Annotated in this window: 13 protein-coding genes; all 13 read right to left on the bottom strand. The window is 35.5% G+C overall.

Annotation, left to right across the window (positions count from 1 at the left end):
• Window positions 1-1,071: 1,071 nt before the first annotated feature.
• The 13 genes from HZR21_RS09530 to rfbB all read right to left on the bottom strand — a co-directional run bounded on the left by HZR21_RS09530 (window position 1,072) and on the right by rfbB (window position 17,301).
• Window positions 1,072-2,580, bottom strand: coding sequence for a glycosyltransferase-like membrane protein (locus tag HZR21_RS09530; protein WP_180747449.1), 1,509 nt, complete (start codon window positions 2,578-2,580; stop codon window positions 1,072-1,074).
• 72 nt (window positions 2,581-2,652) lie between these two features.
• Window positions 2,653-3,582 carry a glycosyltransferase family 2 protein gene (locus tag HZR21_RS09525; RefSeq protein ID WP_180747448.1) on the bottom strand — a complete coding sequence of 310 codons (930 nt, stop codon included), beginning with the start codon at window positions 3,580-3,582 and terminating at the stop codon, window positions 2,653-2,655.
• Window positions 3,583-3,661: 79 nt separating this feature from the next.
• Complete coding sequence (locus HZR21_RS09520) at window positions 3,662-4,975, bottom strand: glycosyltransferase family 2 protein (protein ID WP_180747447.1); 1,314 nt, start codon at window positions 4,973-4,975, stop codon at window positions 3,662-3,664.
• Window positions 4,976-5,081: 106 nt separating this feature from the next.
• Complete coding sequence (locus tag HZR21_RS09515; RefSeq protein WP_180747446.1) at window positions 5,082-6,263, bottom strand: ABC transporter ATP-binding protein; 1,182 nt, start codon at window positions 6,261-6,263, stop codon at window positions 5,082-5,084.
• Window positions 6,264-7,064, bottom strand: a complete 801-nt coding sequence (locus HZR21_RS09510; RefSeq protein WP_180747445.1) for an ABC transporter permease — start codon at window positions 7,062-7,064, stop codon at window positions 6,264-6,266.
• 11 nt (window positions 7,065-7,075) lie between these two features.
• Window positions 7,076-9,547, bottom strand: coding sequence for an LTA synthase family protein (locus HZR21_RS09505; protein WP_180747444.1), 2,472 nt, complete (start codon window positions 9,545-9,547; stop codon window positions 7,076-7,078).
• A gap of 21 nt (window positions 9,548-9,568) precedes the next feature.
• Window positions 9,569-10,594, bottom strand: a complete 1,026-nt coding sequence (locus HZR21_RS09500; protein ID WP_180747443.1) for an acyltransferase family protein — start codon at window positions 10,592-10,594, stop codon at window positions 9,569-9,571.
• Window positions 10,595-10,612: 18 nt separating this feature from the next.
• Entirely contained in the window at window positions 10,613-11,443 is an 831-nt protein-coding gene (locus tag HZR21_RS09495) for an NAD-dependent epimerase/dehydratase family protein (protein WP_180747442.1), read from the bottom strand.
• Window positions 11,440-13,344, bottom strand: a complete 1,905-nt coding sequence (locus HZR21_RS09490) for a rhamnan synthesis F family protein (protein WP_180747441.1) — start codon at window positions 13,342-13,344, stop codon at window positions 11,440-11,442. The genes HZR21_RS09495 and HZR21_RS09490 overlap by 4 nt, the downstream gene beginning before the upstream one ends.
• Entirely contained in the window at window positions 13,341-14,282 is a 942-nt protein-coding gene (locus HZR21_RS09485) for a glycosyltransferase family 2 protein (RefSeq protein ID WP_180747440.1), read from the bottom strand. The genes HZR21_RS09490 and HZR21_RS09485 overlap by 4 nt, the downstream gene beginning before the upstream one ends.
• Window positions 14,272-15,408: a beta 1-4 rhamnosyltransferase Cps2T gene (cps2T, locus tag HZR21_RS09480; protein ID WP_180747439.1), complete on the bottom strand. Its 1,137-nt coding sequence runs from the start codon at window positions 15,406-15,408 to the stop codon at window positions 14,272-14,274. Before cps2T ends, HZR21_RS09485 begins: the two co-directional genes overlap by 11 nt.
• Before the next feature lies 1 nt (window position 15,409).
• The gene (rfbD, locus tag HZR21_RS09475; RefSeq protein ID WP_180747438.1) at window positions 15,410-16,255 is read right to left on the bottom strand and encodes a dTDP-4-dehydrorhamnose reductase; all 846 of its coding nucleotides are present in this window, start codon (window positions 16,253-16,255) and stop codon (window positions 15,410-15,412) included.
• Window positions 16,252-17,301 (bottom strand): dTDP-glucose 4,6-dehydratase, encoded by a 1,050-nt coding sequence (rfbB, locus tag HZR21_RS09470; protein WP_180747437.1) that lies wholly within the window; start codon window positions 17,299-17,301, stop codon window positions 16,252-16,254. The genes rfbD and rfbB overlap by 4 nt, the downstream gene beginning before the upstream one ends.
• Window positions 17,302-17,515 lie beyond the last annotated feature (214 nt).

The following is a 17,515-nucleotide window of genomic DNA, read 5'->3' as shown; positions in this document are numbered from 1 at the left end:
CGAACAAGTTAAACGTTTAAATCTCAAAACATGGAGGTAATCTGTCTAAAATAAGAATAAACAGTCAAGTGGCGTCTGTAACATAAAGAAAAACACAGTAGACTATGCTTAGTTTTCTGTGTTTTTTCTAATTTCATTTTGAGGTGAATTAATTGGTAGTTATTAAAGGTGCCCTTAACTCAGGAAGACCCATCTCACTTGAAGACAGCTGCGCTGCAGGTACCGATGTCGTTTCTTCTGCATAGGTACTCTGGCCCGTTAAAAGGCCCAGAGCAACGAGCAACACTATTTTTTTTATAAGATAATCCTTCCTTCTAGTGATTGATAAGATATTTAAATTATAATAATTAATGCAATTTCATTAAACTATCAATAGATAATCACATCTTTTATTATATCTTACTATCACTAAAATGGCAAAACAATAATATATTTTAATAGTGTTCCATTAAAACAAAAAATAATTTGTATTCTTAAAAGAACTATATAGAAGGATTTTTTCAACTTCATCCTATTTTTTGAATCTTATGAATGCACCATAAATTAGAATATCTCGAAATATCAGAATACTATATTTAAGAAAAAAATGCAGGTTAGCATAGTCACACTGTGAAAACCTGCACTTACATCTGTTTTAATTTGGAAGAATTAATCCGAAATATTGCCAAAACTTTTAGCGACTTCAACAATACTCCTTCCTTCCACCTTTGCTTGTTCAATATAAACTGAAATCTCCTCATCACTCAATTTATCAGTATCAATACCTGCCCGTTTTAGCTCTTGACGCGCAAGCTTAATTTCTTGTCCAGTTACATGCTGATCCGCAGCAAAACTATCAGATTTTGCTGGTTCAGAACTCTCTGTTTGGTCACTCTTATCAAGAATGTCTTCCGAAGATTTTTTTTCAATGTTTTAGAAGTTGAAGTTTGTTTAACTTGGCTTGACTTAGGTATCACAACATTCGAATGACCATTCAATCTGTTATAAACTAGAATACTAACCATCAGTAACACTACAATTGATAACGCACCCACAATCATTTTCATATGTTTCATCTTCAATTTCCCTAAACTAATCTATTTTCTTTTTTTGATATCCGAAGGAAGACAATAGAATAATCGCTGGTAAAAACTGAATTAAATAGCGACTTCTACCTGCTTCAAATAGCGATAAGAAGAGGATCCCACCAAATAAAACAAGTTGTAATACCAGTTCGGTATCCGAGACATGTTTATACTTTTTAAAGTATTTCACCAACCCAAACACAACAATGATCCAAACAAATTGCATATAGAGTGCATAATTTGCATAGTAGGGGCGGCCAACATAGACAATATCTCTGATTTTTTGACCTAATTTTGATTTTGTTAATTTAGTTGGAATCACATTTGGTTCTTGCAAAACTCTTTCAACAGTCCAGCCTAAGCTACCATCTTGAACGAAAAGCTTGAATTTAGTACTCTGATGTCTGATGAGACCTGATAAACCATACTCAGATAATCTTTTCTTAATATCTGCTTTAATCTGTGGTGCTAGATAAGCTTTAGTCGCAAACTTTTCCGCAGTTTCAGGGTAGAGAATATTTTGCGGAAGAGCATAGTGATTTGATCCTGTATCAGTTAATCCTAAATCAACATAGTACAAAAGACTTCTCGTATATTTCTTATCATATTCTGCAAAATGTTGATGCTGTGCATAATATTCAACTCCTGCAGACATCGCCACAATCCCCATGACAACAAATAAGCTTTTTACTGCAGTTTTTTTGAAGTTTTTAATGGCATTTGAAAATATCAACTGGTAAATGTAGACCACTACCAATGCAATCAAGTAAACAAAAACTGGCATTCTAACTTGATAGGCGATACTGAAAATAACACCTATAATAAACCATCTGATGAATCCTGACCGTTCTCTATTTTTGATGACTAAATAGCAAAGTAAGCTCATCAAAAAGAAGGTAATAGGGTCGCTGTAAAAATATAAAAACTGAGGTTGAAGACCAAACAAAAAGAAAGATTCTAAAAAGACAATTTGAGCTAATTTTTCGTCTTTTAATTGTTTTGATAAGCTAGTCAGTAGTAAAATACCCACATCTATAAACACTGCATTTAAAATAGAAACTGCTAGCATGGTATATTTTGCTGTGACAAGACGGTTAATCATCTTGAAAAATACAGCAATTAAAAAGTTATTCGAATTGACCGAAAAATATTTGGCAACACCTGCACCTCCAAGTGGGGTATTGGTTGCGACTTTATATAAAACCGTAGCATCCCCATTGGCAATTGCCTGTGCAAATAAAGAGACAATAACTTGGATTACAAACAAAATACTGATTACCCAATAACGATAGGTATAGAGGAATTTTGAAGTTCTAATCATTAAAGCTTTAAGGGGTGTATAAAACATGAAACCAATGATAATCAAAACAGTAATAACTGATAAAAAGAGCGCCCGACTCATAATTGGAAAAACATCTGTAAACATATATCTAACTGACCAATATAGCCAGTAGATAGAGATTAACCCTAGTAATATAAATAAAATCTTTCTTAAAACACCATCAACTCGTTGCATACCTCATCCTATTCTACTTATTTCTTCGTGATTATTTGATACTAACAAACGTCGTTCTTCCATCATTAATGCTTACTTATCTAAATTAGCTTCCTTGATGATATAATTAGGTCGTTTTTTCACTTCCAAAAATATTTTTCCAATATATTTGCCAACTATTCCCAAACAGAATAACTGCAATCCCCCCAGAAAAAGTATGATACAGATTAGTGACGGCCATCCTGGTACAGGATTTCTAGTTATTAAGTTGCTTAAAAAGAAGTAAAGCATCGCAAAAATTGAGATGATACAACTCAAAATACCAACAAATGTTGCAATATTAAGTGGAGTTTCTGAAAAATTTATAATGCCTTCAAGTGAATATTTAAATAATGACCAAAAATTCCAGGTTGTTTCTCCTGCAGAACGTTCTCTATTTTCATAAGAAATATAGTAAGTGTCAAATCCAACCCACGAAAACAAACCTTTCGAAAACCGATTCACTTCATTTAACTCTAAAATAGCATCGACAACCTGGCGTGTCATCAACCGAAAATCACGCGCACCATCAATCATTTTAACATCAGAAATGCTATTAATAATCTTATAGAAGTTTTTAGCAAAAAACGACCGGATCACTGGCTCACCAACCCTATCGGAACGTCTCGTACCAACAATGTCATAACCATCTTGAATTTTTTGATACATCTCAGGCAGTAGTTCAGGTGGGTCTTGCAAATCCACATCCATCACGGTTACAAAATCCCCTGTTGCCGCTTTAAGACCTGCTATGAGAGCAGCTTCTTTACCAAAGTTTCTTGAAAAAGAAATAAAATTAATGTTTTCTTTCAAGCTTGCTGCATTTTTTAAAACTCTCAGAGTCTCATCACTTGAACCATCGTTGATAAAGATATATTCAAATTTTAGTGGCATTTCAGTTTCTACTTTTTCCATCTCTCGAATAAAAAGTTCAACTGTTTCTTGTTCGTTGTAACAGGGAACGATAATGGATAATTTCTTCATTTGTGATCACATCCTCAGGTTTTTTATAATACAATTGTCTTTTTAAATCATCATCAGATTAAAGTCTAACTATAACTCATTATTTCTCCCGAATTTTCCGAATCATTTCTCGAATAGGGCGTGCATGATAAGCCTCTAACTCTTTTTCTAGTGCTTCTTTTTCGACCATTTGCACTTCGTAATACTCTTTTTGCTCTTTATAAAGTTTCATCAAATCTTGCGTTTCTTGAAGCGTTTTTTCTAGATAGTCGATTTTACTCTCGTATACCTTTGATAGATTCAATAATGATTCTGAATAATCATTTAAGTCATTCAAATGATTCTGCGTAGCAGCTATTGGCGAAACCTCAGCCCCATTGTAGAAAATAGGAAAATCATCGTAGTGAATAAAACCTATCGGTGTTAGATTCACTTGTTTTAGAAGTCTCTCACTCACTTGATGATGTTTAATGGCATTACCTAACTGATTTAGGGCGATTAAGTGGATAGCATCCTGTGACCATGAAACACTTTGAATCGTTCTAAGTATCAAGTATTTGATGAGTGTTTTTTCATCTTCCATATAATCTGAAAATGAAAATTCTGCATCAATTTCCTGCTTAAAAGCTAGATAGAATAGCTCATTTGGTACTTTTTCAAAATAATCATCAAAAACGATTGATGCTTCAAACATCGTTCGATGCATCACCGCTTCAGAGTAACTACTGACATTCCCGCCTTCTTCTGGAAACCAGCGGTAATTCAACAAGGGTTCTTCAATAATTTCAATTGGATATTTAGCAAGGATACGTAACCATAAATCAAAATCGTTGAGTTGCCATAATAAGGGATTGTAATTACCAACAGCATCAACCACTGATTTCCTGACCATCATGGATGGATGTGCTGAACGTGATCCTTCTAACACAAAAGTTCTCAACCATTCTTCATGCGATCTATTATGAGCATTAAAATGCGCCAAGCGTCCTTGTGATGCTTGATTATCCAAAGGCTCACCTTGCTCATCAACAATAGTTACAAAAGTAGAAGAAGCACCAATTTCTGGTTTTTCATCTAATAAGTCAACCTGCTTGGCAAGTTTACTTGGCTCCCAAAAGTCATCTCCATCAATACGGGCCAAATATTCGCCCATACCTTTTTCAACTGTATATTTGAAACCACATGGAATACCAATCGATGATGTGAGGTAAAACGCCTTAATCCGACTATCTGCCTCAGCATATTGTTTTATAATCTGAGTTGAGGCATCGGTGGATCCATCATCTAAAATAATAAATTCAAAATTAGTAAAGGTTTGATCCAAGACACTTTGAATCGTTTGACCAACAAATTTTTCAGAGTTTTTAACTGCCATCAAAACACTTACTTTGGGTTGATTTCTTTGATTATCCATAACTTTACTCGCTCCTAAAATAATTGGCTAGTTATCCTGTTGATGTTACTTCGCACAAACAGCCCCAAAATCTAGCAGTCATCCTGACAATATGCCTTATCCAATGCTAGATTTCTTTCAACAAGGCATAATCAGCTTTATCTTTGATATCTCGGAAAATAAATTGAAGATCATCACCATTTTTAGTAAAGGAAATCATTTCAGTACCATCCGGATTAATCGCATCGATAATATCAGCTTTTTTCCTCAATGAGGCGGTTATCTTAAACTCTGTATTGTGAAAATTTCTTACAGGTATGCTTGCGGCGATTTCATTCCCTGTTAAGGGTGTTGGACCACTATCAAATGCAATGCCACCACGTCTTTCATCATGTAATGAATAAGACACATATAATTGTTCTTTTTGATATCTTTCATCATTATTCTCTATATGAACAAGAAAATCAAACGTATCTGTCGAATCTGACAAAACTTGATTTGATTTGGCTTCAAGCCAAATTCGCGTTTTCTCTTCTACTTTCTTGCGAGGATGTGTGGACCGACTTTCCAAATTATCTTCTGAATATTGGTTCGTGATCTCTTGTAAATTCTCTGATTTTTCAAGTTTACCATCTTTAATGTAGATGACTTTGTTACAATATCTCTGAACCGCACTCATATCATGCGTTACTAAAATAACTGTTTTGCTCTTATCTTGTCTAATTTCTTCAAAAAACTCACGACTTTTGCGTTGAAACGCTTCATCCCCTACTGCTAAGATTTCATCCAAAACCAGAATATCTGATTTAGCTTGAATTGCGACAGAAAAGGCCAGGCGTACTTGCATTCCACTGGAGTAGTTTTTGAGTTTTTGATTCATGAACTCAGAAAGTTCTGCGAACTCAACGATATCATCATACATCTCATTGATTTCTTCAATTGAGAAGCCTAAAAGCGCACCATTTAGGTAAACATTTTCACGCCCCGTTAACTCAGGGTTAAAACCGACACCTAATTCAATAAAGCTGACAAGCTTGCCATCAATGGTCACAGAACCTTTTTCAGGGACATAAATTTGAGAAATGATCTTCAAAAGTGTTGATTTTCCCGAACCATTTCGACCAACAATACCGAAAAAGTCGCCTTTTTCTACTTCAAAAGAAATATCTTTCAGGACTTGCTGTTCTCTATACCCCTTAATACCTTTGAAATAGTTGACCATTGTCGTTCTTAAGGAAGATGAACTCTCCGTTGGGAGACGAAAATGTTTGCTTACGTGTTCAACTTTTACTGCTATATTGTCTGACATTTAAATAATCTCCGCAAATTTTTTGGCGTTGTGTTTGAAAAATAAGTAACCAAAGATAAAGATGATAAAAGGAATCACATAAGGAATAAAGGCATATTTCCAAACTAACAACTGACTTACCATCACATTTGCCTTATCAATTAACAAATAACGCATATCTTGAATGATTTGAGCAAGTGGATTTAACATGAGCACTTTAGCTGCTAGTGGACTTTTTCCCATAACCATCGAAATCGGATAGATAATTGGTGTCGCGTACATACCAGCTTGCATCATAACTTCCCAAATCGGTCCAATATCTCTAAAACGAACAAAGAGTGTTGCTAAAATAAAAGCAACGCCGAGTGAAAAGAGATAAAGCTCTACTAGCAATAGTGGTGCTAAGTAGGCATAGTGGCTAATATTGACACCATTGATGATGGCAAAAACAAAGACAACTAATAAATTGATCAGAAAGTTAATCATCGCATTAATTGAAACCGCAATGACAATGATTTCATTTGGAAAACTTAATTTTCTAAGCAAATCTCCTCGTGAAACAATTGAGACGAGTCCCATTGATGTTGTTTCCTGAAAAAAAGTCCACATGACCATTCCCAAGAGTAAAGCTACTTCAAAATGTGGCACATCACTACCGAATCTTAGAAAATGGATAAAGACCATATACATAACGGTAAAAAGCATCATTGGCTTCAGAATTGACCATAAATGCCCCATCAAACTACCTTGATAACGTAGTTTAAAGTCTGTTTTTACTAATTCTTTTAGTAATATTCTATTTTTTCGACTAAAAAAGTCCATAACATGATTTCCTATTCTTTTTGGTAAAATGACTGTCCCAAGTAATTATGGTTACTATATATATCATATTGTACCATTTTCACATCTTCTAGTAAATTACGTTGGGTACCAGATAAGCTCATCAAAGTTCCAGTATGACGTGCGTTATCAATGTAACGATTAATTTCTAGAGCGGGCAACTCATTTTGAACCTGCGTCATTAGCGCATAAAATGGCGTCACTTTTGCATTCGTTTGTGTCATCGCAAGACTTGTAAATTCATACGGTGCAACAACCGGGTAATCCAGTTTTTGATTATTTTTATTATTGTAGATAAAGTAGTCCGTCAAATGACCTAGTGCAAAATTCTTATCAATAATTGATTTTCCATCTTTGTAATTATAGATGCCTGGTAAATGATCACCATAAAAAACCACTGTTACATCTTTATTTAACTGATTAATCTCATCGATAAAACGCTTAGTTGCATCATCAGTATACTTTAAGCCTTGTGAATAAGTCTCTATTGATTTTAGACTATCTTTTTTAAGCGTTTTACTGCTAGCTTTTATCTCATTGTTATAATAGCCTTCTGTATAGGCAGAGTGGTTTTGAATTGTGACTGCGTGGATATATTGACCGCCTTCTTGAGATGGATCTTTGAGTTGATTTAAAATCGCATCATAAGTTGCATCATCTCTGACATAAGGAGAGTTGCCAATCCGCCCACCATCTTCGCCTACAATAACTGGATTAAATTTAATAATATCTCGCCAAACTTGTTCACGGTTGTAAAGATCTAAACTAAATAAATGAATCCCACTTTTCTCTTTAAAAGAGGTCGTGATATTTGGAAAATAATCCAGTACTGGCACAAGTTGACTAAAAGGTGTCGTTAAGGAGCCATTGTAATTTGTCATTGGAAAACTACTCAATGCTTCATACTCAATATTAGCCGTTCCGCCACCATAACCTAGAGAAAACATCAGGCCACTCGTTGTCTCTTGCTTCAACTGTCTAATATAAGGAATCGGATCTTCCGATAAAGTTAATCCTGGTATTCTAGTTGGATCGGAAAAAGATTCACTAAGAATAAAAACAACCGAGCTATCCGAAAAATTATTCTGTCTCGTTTGATTTAGCTGATTAGCCTCATTCTCATACTTTTTATAAATTTCAAGCATTTTTGCCTTTGAGTAACCATCTGGCTCAGTCATTTGTCTTTGCACAGCCATTTGAGCAAAGGTTACAAGCGCTCCATCTATTCTTGAAACTGGCAAAACACCCTGGTAATCTATATTCTGATATGAAAACAACTTGACAATTAATTGATTCAATACTGGTTCATCTTCCAGCTTTGAATTGGCGAAAGAAAATGAAATCAAAATAAAGCTCGCAATAGATACTGTCAAAACCACAACTCTTTGATAGAGTTTTAATCTTGTTTTTGACTCTTTTTTTCTAAGTACTAAAATATAAACTGCTATAATTGCAATCAGACCAACAAGCGTTAATATCACCACTTGATACGGAATCATCTTGACAATCTCTACTGCATTCTTAATTTCTTTCAAATCAGCTGGAATAATCGGTTCTTGACGATATTTGATTTTTAAAAAATTTGCAATCGCATAGACCGATGAAAAAACAACGAATACCATATTGGCTAAAACAATTTTTCCAAGAATTTGATAAATTGCAAGAAAAATAAAACTCATCAAAAAGATATTAACCCAGTACATCAAATAGTCCGGATAAACACCTTCAGCACTTGATATATAGCTTATGAGTGCATAAGAAGCATAAACATTGAAAACTGATACTAGCCCTAACAAAGAGATTTTTGCTTTATCAAAAATAAAGTAACATATGATAAAAGACACTAGCAAATAAGCTGCAAACAGCCACCAAATAGAAAGAATATTTGGTAATACTTGTCTAAAATCTTTTAAACGTTCTATCGTACTACCGTTCAACAAAGAGTGAAATTTAGCTAATCCCGCTGATACCAAGTTGGAATCAAATGCGTTAAGACTAGCTAAAAAACTCATCATTATAACGGGAGAAAACACCCACTGATTTTGGGGGTGTTTCTTAAAGATAACTCGTACTGCGGTAGCACTTCCAACACATATAACTAACCGCCAAGCAATAGAGGTAAATCCAAGAGAAAGTAAGTCTGTTATTACCATTATTTTACCTAACATGGCAAGTATAATGGTAGTCCTGATGACAAGCATTACTAGAATTGAAACAGCTACTTTTTTAAGCTTTTTTTTATCAATAGCAGAGAGCCCCAATATGATACCCCAGACGACCATTAATAATACATCGTATAAATGAGTATGCATCTTAATATTGCCTAAAGCAGCATCAAAGTAATAGAACTCAAGTTTCTGTAAGACATGTACTAAAAAAGAAATATAGGTCATGATAACCATTACTAGGCTAACTAAAAATTTTACTTTTTGTTTCTCTCCTCTACTTTTTTTCGATCGTGACATCATAAGATACCTTCTATACAATTATTTTCTAAAAACATGAGACATTAAATACTTTTCTGTATCAAACAAAATCTTAGAAAAGATAAAAGTCACACTTAGACACAGCAGAAATAGTACATAACTATTCCCTCGCGTCAAAGTATCTAGGTTAAATTTACTTGTTATTTGACTAATCACTTGATGATGGACTAAAAATATAGCATAAGAATACTTGCCAATTTCTGAACAGATATTTTCAGCCACTGCAAACTTGAAAAACTGAGATATAAATACCAATACTAAAAAAGTCGCAATCCCAACATACGTGGTTTGAAAGCTATCATTAATATGCGGTGCTAAAACTGTATTTAATACCAAAACGGCTAAACTAGGTAACAAGTACGCAACCTTAACCTTTTTGATATAAGCGACAAAAAGCATGCCGAATATCACCTCTGGTAATCTTGTGAATATAACAACACTGATTGGTAAAGGTAGGTTATAAAATAAGACAAGGAGAATATAGACAATCAGACTAATCACGAATGTCAGCAATGGTTTCTTTTTAACCGCCTTAATTAAAAATGGCATCACAAGATAGATCAAAACAATACACCCTAAGAACCATTCCCCCAATAGATAGAAAGTCGATGTAAATGTTGATAAATAGCCATCAAATCCTATCACTGTGAAAATAAATCGCCAGTAAGGCACTGAAGTTGAAAATCCTTTATTGACATAAAAAAGATACAAAAAACAAGCGATATAAGCAAGCCAAAACATTGGGTATAGACTCATAAACCTTTTCTTAAAAAAGGTCTTGAGATCAATTTTATCTTTTTGCCCATAGACATACATCATAGCAGCGCCAGATATAATGAAAAATAGCGACACACCTAAATTTCCAATGTAAAGATTGAAAACATCTTTAGGTGTGACTAATTTTGACCAGAGTTCTGTTCCTGGCGTTCGTCCCCAAAAGAACACTGCGTTATAATGCGTAATGACAATGATTAGAGTCGAAATGGCTCTGATAAAGTCTAAATAAAACAATCTTTCTTTTTTCATATCACTCTTTATCTATGTTTATTGATTTTCCAAAATTTCAGTAATTTTTTGATTATCTCCCCAAATTGCTGGTGAGTCATATGGTCGATCTGGGAAAACACCATATTTCAATTTAATGTCAAAGTTATTATCCTTGATAAAAGATTCAACTTTATCCGCTAACGAGATGGGTTCCCCAGAGGAAACATTGATAATCCCTGTGACTTCTTTTTGAGAAATGACCGCTGCAATCTGTGCTGCAAGCTCATCAATATCGATAAAGTCATATTTATTTTTACCAGTTGTAAATGGGAACTCTGCTTGTCCCTCTTTTTCTGCTTTAACAATTTTTGCAAAAATAGAGTTACTCTTCTCATCATCGCCCATGATGTAATAGGCTCTCATCCATTGAATCGTTGTTGTCGCATCCTTTGCGATAACGTCGACAGCTTGTCTCAAAGCATTTTTGGCAATACCATAAAGAGAGGTTGGGTTAGTTGGCGTCTCTGCAACAACAGCACCTTCATGATACCCAACTTCATGCATACTGCCCATAATCGCCATTTGTCCGACACCAGCATCTATCATTTTTTTCAAAAAATCATAGTGTGCTGGTAGATCTTCAATATGCGTATCGGCGTTATGAACAAAGCCATTTCGCCAAGCTAAATGGATAATAGCGTCAGGACTTCCCAATGCTTCAAATAACTGATCCGTTTCTGAAAAAATAGGTGTTGTCACTTTGATCACTGTCTCTGGTAAATTATCAAAATTGAAATCACTCGCCAAAACTTCGTGTCCTTTTGCTAAAACAGCATCAACAACGTGACGTCCTAGATAACCATTCGCACCTGTAATCAATACCTTCATTTTACTCTCCTTACTTTTCTCTTTATTTTTCCAAGTCCTATAATCAAGTTTTGAGGTAATAAGACTATCAATATTTTTTTGGTCAAGCGTTTGAACAATTGTGGGATCGTCATATTCTGATTAAACGACTCAATTACACCATGAACCATTTCTTCCCAATAGGGACCATAGCCATTATTTCCTGAAATTTGATTAAATTGGCGCAAATAAAATTTCAAATTGAGATACTCAACAGCAGAAAATTTATCTGACATCATCAACGCTGGGTAGTAACCTTCTGATTGTGCCACATAAGGATAAATTCTCTCTATGGCATGAAGATATGTCCCGTCAATCCCATTGGGCTCTGCTGGGAAATCTTCATACTCATAGTCTCTATCAAACAGTGGTTTCAAAGCCTTAGGTCTAAACCAAAACATTGTTCCTAATGGCGCAACCGGTGGTGAATCGACACTAATCGGAGAATGTAAGTTTAATTCCTGATGAACTTCTTTCGTCAACGGGAAGTTAGGTCCCCATTCAAATCCAAGTGTTGAATACATGACACCATGATTCGGTTCTGGAGGTGACGCAATACCAAGTCTTGGGTTTTTAGCGAAGAGGTCTATTGCATTTAAAACGTAATCTGAACTTGACGCAACATTTTCAAAACATTTGTAGGCAAAAGATTCACCAACTGTTCCTGGGTTAATCTGAGCAGTCTTTTTATCATGCGCAAAGCAGGCAATATCGTAATTTAAAATCACATCTTTTACGCCAACCATCAGACTGCTGACATCTCGTCCTCTATTGGCAATTACTCTTACATCGACTTTGTTAGGTAAGGCATTAAATTTATCTGCTAACAAAGCTTGCTTCTCAGCCGAATTGGTTGTGATGAAAATATCTGTTGAATCAGGAAACTTAGCCGCCAATGCAAAGGACTCATCAATTAAATCGTCAAAGTAACAATGCATGACGAAAACTGTTTTTTGCTTTGCTGCTTCTGCCTCTGTCATTTTGGCAACATCACTTGGTAAAGTATATTCTAAATTAAGGTTCTTGACCAAATCCCACATCGGTGCGATTCTCAAGACGGGATCCCAGATCATATCAACATCATAACTTGTTTCATTTCTGAGATAGTCATAGAGTTCTGATGTCTGTTGACCGGTTGTATTTCTTAAGAAATCTGAGGGCATGTGGAAAAAGCTACGCTTTTTGAAAATAGGACAACGATAATCTGACAATAGCTTAGTTGGCATCATCATCAAAGGATAAGTATTCATGTCACGTAACGCATCAACATTAACTGAAACATCATAGGTAAAACCTAAATCAGAAAATGTTTTGGTGAAAATAGCTTCATGAAACCCAATTGCTTCGCCGTAAGATGTAATCATTGGCATATTTTGCCAGTACTCTCTAAAAACCTGTGTTTCAAAAAGTGACTTTCTAACCGTAATAAAATGCGATTGAATGTGATCTGGTACATAACCGTACTTCACAGTACCAAACGGATCTCCATCAATTTCAAAGAATTTAGTCAATCCCCAGAAATCCAAATCTTGTTCATCCATCTTATCAAATGTTTCTTTAAATGGATAAACTGGCCCCATGATGGTATTATTAAACATGATAAATTCATCATATTGATTCAATTTATCCCAGCCAACACTTTCAATTCCAGCTTTATAAGCCCAAACATCAAAGCCTTTATTTTCCCTTTGAATAACTTTTCCATAAGGTTCTAAAAGTGATAGATTTTCCTGATTCAATTGACCATTAACGACAATAATCAGATCTTTTAAATTTTGAGTCAAATCATCTAGCAAATAAGTGACATATTTATCAACAATGCCTTTTTTGTCATAGAAGAAAAATATCCCTAAACGATTATTTACATTTTTTTCTAACTTCATTTATTATTTTTATTTCCAATCCTTGTCATAATCAATAACCTAAAAATCATCGTATGAAACCATTTATTTTTAGCATATTTGTATTGTCGTAAAACTCTAATACGTTGGCTCTGGGGAAGTCTTTCAAGTGCAATGTAATTTCTAATTACTGCTTCTTGTTCATCGCCCAGTTCATTTTCTTGTAATATTTTATCCGCTTGCGCTTGTGAGGCATGAATAAGCCACCAATATTTTTCTAGCATTTTTGAAGGTCCAGAAAGCCAAGTTTTTAAGCGTTTTGTAAAAGTCCTAGCCCCTAACACATTGTTATCATGCTGTCGATACAACTCTCCTGGCTGATCAATATAAACCAATTTACCAATCGAAGTTGCTAATAACGCCAAATACCAGTCGTGCATGATAATATTATCTAGTGTCCGCCACTGTTCAGCCAAGGCATGATTAATCATCGCTACACCACCTGTCACCGTATTTTCCGTCAATTCCTGAACTAATTCAGTATTGGCGTGATGACTTTGAGATCGGATCATCGATTGATTCATAACTTGGAGATTTTGATCGACAACACACAAGTCTGTATAAACCATGAGTGGTAACTGGTCAGGATATTGTCGGGCTGCGGCTAACATTGTTTCTAATTTATCTTCTAACCATACATCATCTTGATCACTAAAAAAGTAATAATCCGCTTTATCGTGCTTAATTAAAGTAAAGAAATTTTTGATGACCCCAAAATTTTCACGATCGTGTTCATTGATAAAAACGATACGTGGATCTTGTGCCACAAAAGATTTGATAATCTCAGGTGTTTGATCACTAGACCCATCATCTCTAATCAACAATTGCCAATCTTTAAATGTTTGTTGCTGAATAGAGTCAATTTGTTCTGCCAAAAATTGTTCGCCATTATAGGTCGACATCACAATATTAATTTTCATAGTTTAAAAATAAATCCTCATATTGTTGAACGATAATTGGCCAAGTATAAGATGATAAAATGATTTCTTGAGAGCGTTTTTGTAAATCCTCAGATACCGTTTCAGACAGATTGATTTTTTCAGTCAACTTATCTCTATCAAATAAAACCGCGCTATCCAAAACAACATTTCGATTAAATGTGACATCTAAAACTAAATTCTGACGACTAGACCACATCGCTTCTAGGAGACTCGGATTCGTCCCACCTACTTCATGTCCATGAAGATAGGCCTGAGCATTTTCACGAATTTTCAAGAGTAGATTTTTATCATAAACGGTTCCGACAAATTTTACTCTCTTATCTTGTTCAAACGATGTACTCGCTCGTAAAGATTCATAAAAAGGATTATCTTCATAGTTCGTGACAATCACTAAATCTGACGTTGTTGTTGAAGCCATGAACGATTTTATCAACAGTTCAAAATTGTTTTCTGGTACGAACCTACCTACCATCAAGAAATAATGTCCCTTTTTGATTTGATGGTCATCAAACCACTTGTCATCAGCTTCGCTCGGTTGTGAAACAATCGTTTCTGTCCCATAGGCTAGCACTTTAGAAGTCACGTCACCATATTCAGATTTTAAATAGTCTTCAATCCCTTGATTATCGGAAATGATTAAATCCGCTTTTCGAGTCATCATTTTTTCTGAGAACTTAAGGTATTTTTGTATGGGCTTCGACCACTTGCTTCGACGCCACTCAAGTCCATCAGGATTGACAAACAAGATGCCACCAATTTTATGGATTTTTCTAGCATAGTAAGAGATGATAGCCCCTATTGTATTGCCTAAAATATAAAATACTGGTCGCTCAATTTTTTCATCTGCACAAATCTTCAAAGATAAATTGAGGGCTTTGATATCATAAAAGATAACACGCGCCCCACCGGCTTTAATCGGATTGACATTAAAAACATCCGCACCTCGATAATCAAAATGAGTCCCATTTTCTGTATCTGACAAGTTAGCCACGTGATATTTAATTTGTGATGAAATTTTATGGCTCACTAATTGGTCTGTAAATGTCTCAAAGCCACCATATTTGCCTGGAAGACCTCGTGACCCAATGATAAAGACGTGTTTCATGTTATTTCCTAACTTGCTTAAGCATTTCTTTTAAAGCATCTTGCCAAGTCGGTATGTTAAACCCGACACTCTGTGCTTTCCTCAATGATAGCACAGAATTTTTAGGCCGTTTTGCTTTTTGCAAAAACGCTTCACTATTAACAGGGATAATTTCTACTGGTTTATTTTTTAATATTTCTTTAGCAAAACCATACCAAGTTGTTGGTCCAAGATTGGATAAGTGATAGATGCCAAACGGTTTTTCAAATTCTATTAGATAAAGTATAAATTCAGCGAGTGTTCTAGCCCATGTTGGACAACCATGTTGATCATTAACAACTTCAATCTTCTCTTTTTTATCTGCTAAATCCAACATCGTTGAGACAAAGTTTTTACCATACTTCCCAAACAACCAACTTGTTCTGATTAAGTAGAAATGTTTCAATGTTTCTTGAATTTTTTGCTCAGCAATAACTTTCGTTCTACCATACTCAGTCTGAGGATTTGTCTGTTCATCTTCAGACCAAGTTTCACCGACTGTTTTTTCGCCATCAAAAACATAATCAGACGAGATATAAACAAGCGTTGCGCCATGTGTTGCGGTAGCTTTCGCAATGTTTTCTGTTCCCGTGACATTGATGGCATAGTCAAGCTCTTTACCTTTATCTTCTGCCTTGTCGACTGCTGTATAAGCTGCACAGTGAAAGACTAAGGCTGGTTTGACTTCAGAGAAAACTTTATCCACTTGGTCGGCATCTGTGATATCAAGCTGCGAAACATCAGTTGCGACATAATCTTCGTCACGTTCATCTAGTAAATAACGTAACTCAGTTCCCAACTGACCATTTGCCCCTGTAATCAAAATCATTTAAGTACCTCTTGTGACTTAGCGTAATTGGCTTCAACAGCCGCTTTTTCAGCTTCCCACCAGTCTTTGTTGTCGGTATACCACTTGATTGTCTCTTTCAAGCCAGACTCGAAGTCAGTATGCTTAGGCGCCCAACCGAGCTCTGTGCGAAGTTTCGTATTGTCGATCGCATAGCGCAAGTCATGACCAGCACGATCCGTCACGCGGTCATATGCCGTCGCCTCTTGACCCATTTCAGTCAAGATTTCTTCCAAGACTTCTTTGTTGTTCTTTTCGCCGTCAGCACCGATTAGATAAGTTTCACCGATCACACCTTTTGTAAGGATTGTCCAAACACCTGAAGAATGGTCTTCCGTGTGGATCCAGTCACGGACATTTTTACCATCACCATAAAGTTTTGGACGAATGCCCGCCAAGATATTGGTAATTTGACGTGGGATAAATTTCTCGATATGTTGGTACGGCCCATAGTTGTTTGAACAGTTAGAAATCGTTGCTTTAAGACCGAATGAGCGGACCCATGCGCGAACGATTAAGTCACTCGCTGCTTTTGTAGAAGAATAAGGTGAGCTAGGGTTGTAAGGGGTACGGTCTGTAAATTTCTCCCCTTCACCTTCGCCATGACCTGGTAAATCTTCACGGTAAGGTAAATCACCATAAACTTCATCCGTTGAGACATGGTGGAAACGCAAATCATATTTACGCGCCGCTTGAATTAACGTATAAGTCCCAATGAAGTTAGTATGGATAAACTCATCTTGAGATTTAAGTGAGTTGTCATTGTGTGACTCAGCTGCGTAGTGAACAATAGCGTCTACTTGCGCTGCCAATTTATCAACCAAATCAGCATCAGCAATGTCCCCAACGACAAGCTCAACACGATCACCAAGAATCTCAGCAATGTTGGCTTTGTTGCCAGCATAAGTTAATTTATCTAAAACGATAATTTTTTCAATTTCAGGGTGGTTATTATACACATAGTGTACAAAGTTAGAGCCAATAAAACCCGCGCCACCTGTTACGATTATTTTTTTTAATTCAGTCATTTATTTTACTTCCTTAATCAAGATGTTGAGGCGACTGCTTTGATGTGTAGAATTCTTTTCCGCGACGAGTAATCGCAGGAGTGAATTAGGAAAAAGACGTAAAGACACGACAGTGTCTGCGTACTTTTTATCTATTTCCCTAACACCAAGGAGCCAAAACTCAATTATTTGAACTTCAAGCTAACTTCTAAGAAGATATAGCTTTTACATGTCA

The sequence above is a fragment of the Pseudolactococcus laudensis genome (assembly GCF_013449735.1).
Taxonomy (GTDB): domain Bacteria; phylum Bacillota; class Bacilli; order Lactobacillales; family Streptococcaceae; genus Pseudolactococcus; species Pseudolactococcus laudensis.
Note: the sequence above shows the minus strand (reverse complement) of the source record. Positions and strands in the feature narration are given on the sequence as shown.

Coding starts and splice junctions, on each gene's coding strand:
- HZR21_RS09530 (WP_180747449.1), bottom strand. CDS start 2,580: ATGCAACGAGTTGATGGTGTTTTAAGAAAGATTTTATTTATATTACTA.
- HZR21_RS09525 (WP_180747448.1), bottom strand. CDS start 3,582: ATGAAGAAATTATCCATTATCGTTCCCTGTTACAACGAACAAGAAACA.
- HZR21_RS09520 (WP_180747447.1), bottom strand. CDS start 4,975: ATGGATAATCAAAGAAATCAACCCAAAGTAAGTGTTTTGATGGCAGTT.
- HZR21_RS09515 (WP_180747446.1), bottom strand. CDS start 6,263: ATGTCAGACAATATAGCAGTAAAAGTTGAACACGTAAGCAAACATTTT.
- HZR21_RS09510 (WP_180747445.1), bottom strand. CDS start 7,064: ATGGACTTTTTTAGTCGAAAAAATAGAATATTACTAAAAGAATTAGTA.
- HZR21_RS09505 (WP_180747444.1), bottom strand. CDS start 9,547: ATGTCACGATCGAAAAAAAGTAGAGGAGAGAAACAAAAAGTAAAATTT.
- HZR21_RS09500 (WP_180747443.1), bottom strand. CDS start 10,594: ATGAAAAAAGAAAGATTGTTTTATTTAGACTTTATCAGAGCCATTTCG.
- HZR21_RS09495 (WP_180747442.1), bottom strand. CDS start 11,443: ATGAAGGTATTGATTACAGGTGCGAATGGTTATCTAGGACGTCACGTT.
- HZR21_RS09490 (WP_180747441.1), bottom strand. CDS start 13,344: ATGAAGTTAGAAAAAAATGTAAATAATCGTTTAGGGATATTTTTCTTC.
- HZR21_RS09485 (WP_180747440.1), bottom strand. CDS start 14,282: ATGAAAATTAATATTGTGATGTCGACCTATAATGGCGAACAATTTTTG.
- cps2T (WP_180747439.1), bottom strand. CDS start 15,408: ATGAAACACGTCTTTATCATTGGGTCACGAGGTCTTCCAGGCAAATAT.
- rfbD (WP_180747438.1), bottom strand. CDS start 16,255: ATGATTTTGATTACAGGGGCAAATGGTCAGTTGGGAACTGAGTTACGT.
- rfbB (WP_180747437.1), bottom strand. CDS start 17,301: ATGACTGAATTAAAAAAAATAATCGTAACAGGTGGCGCGGGTTTTATT.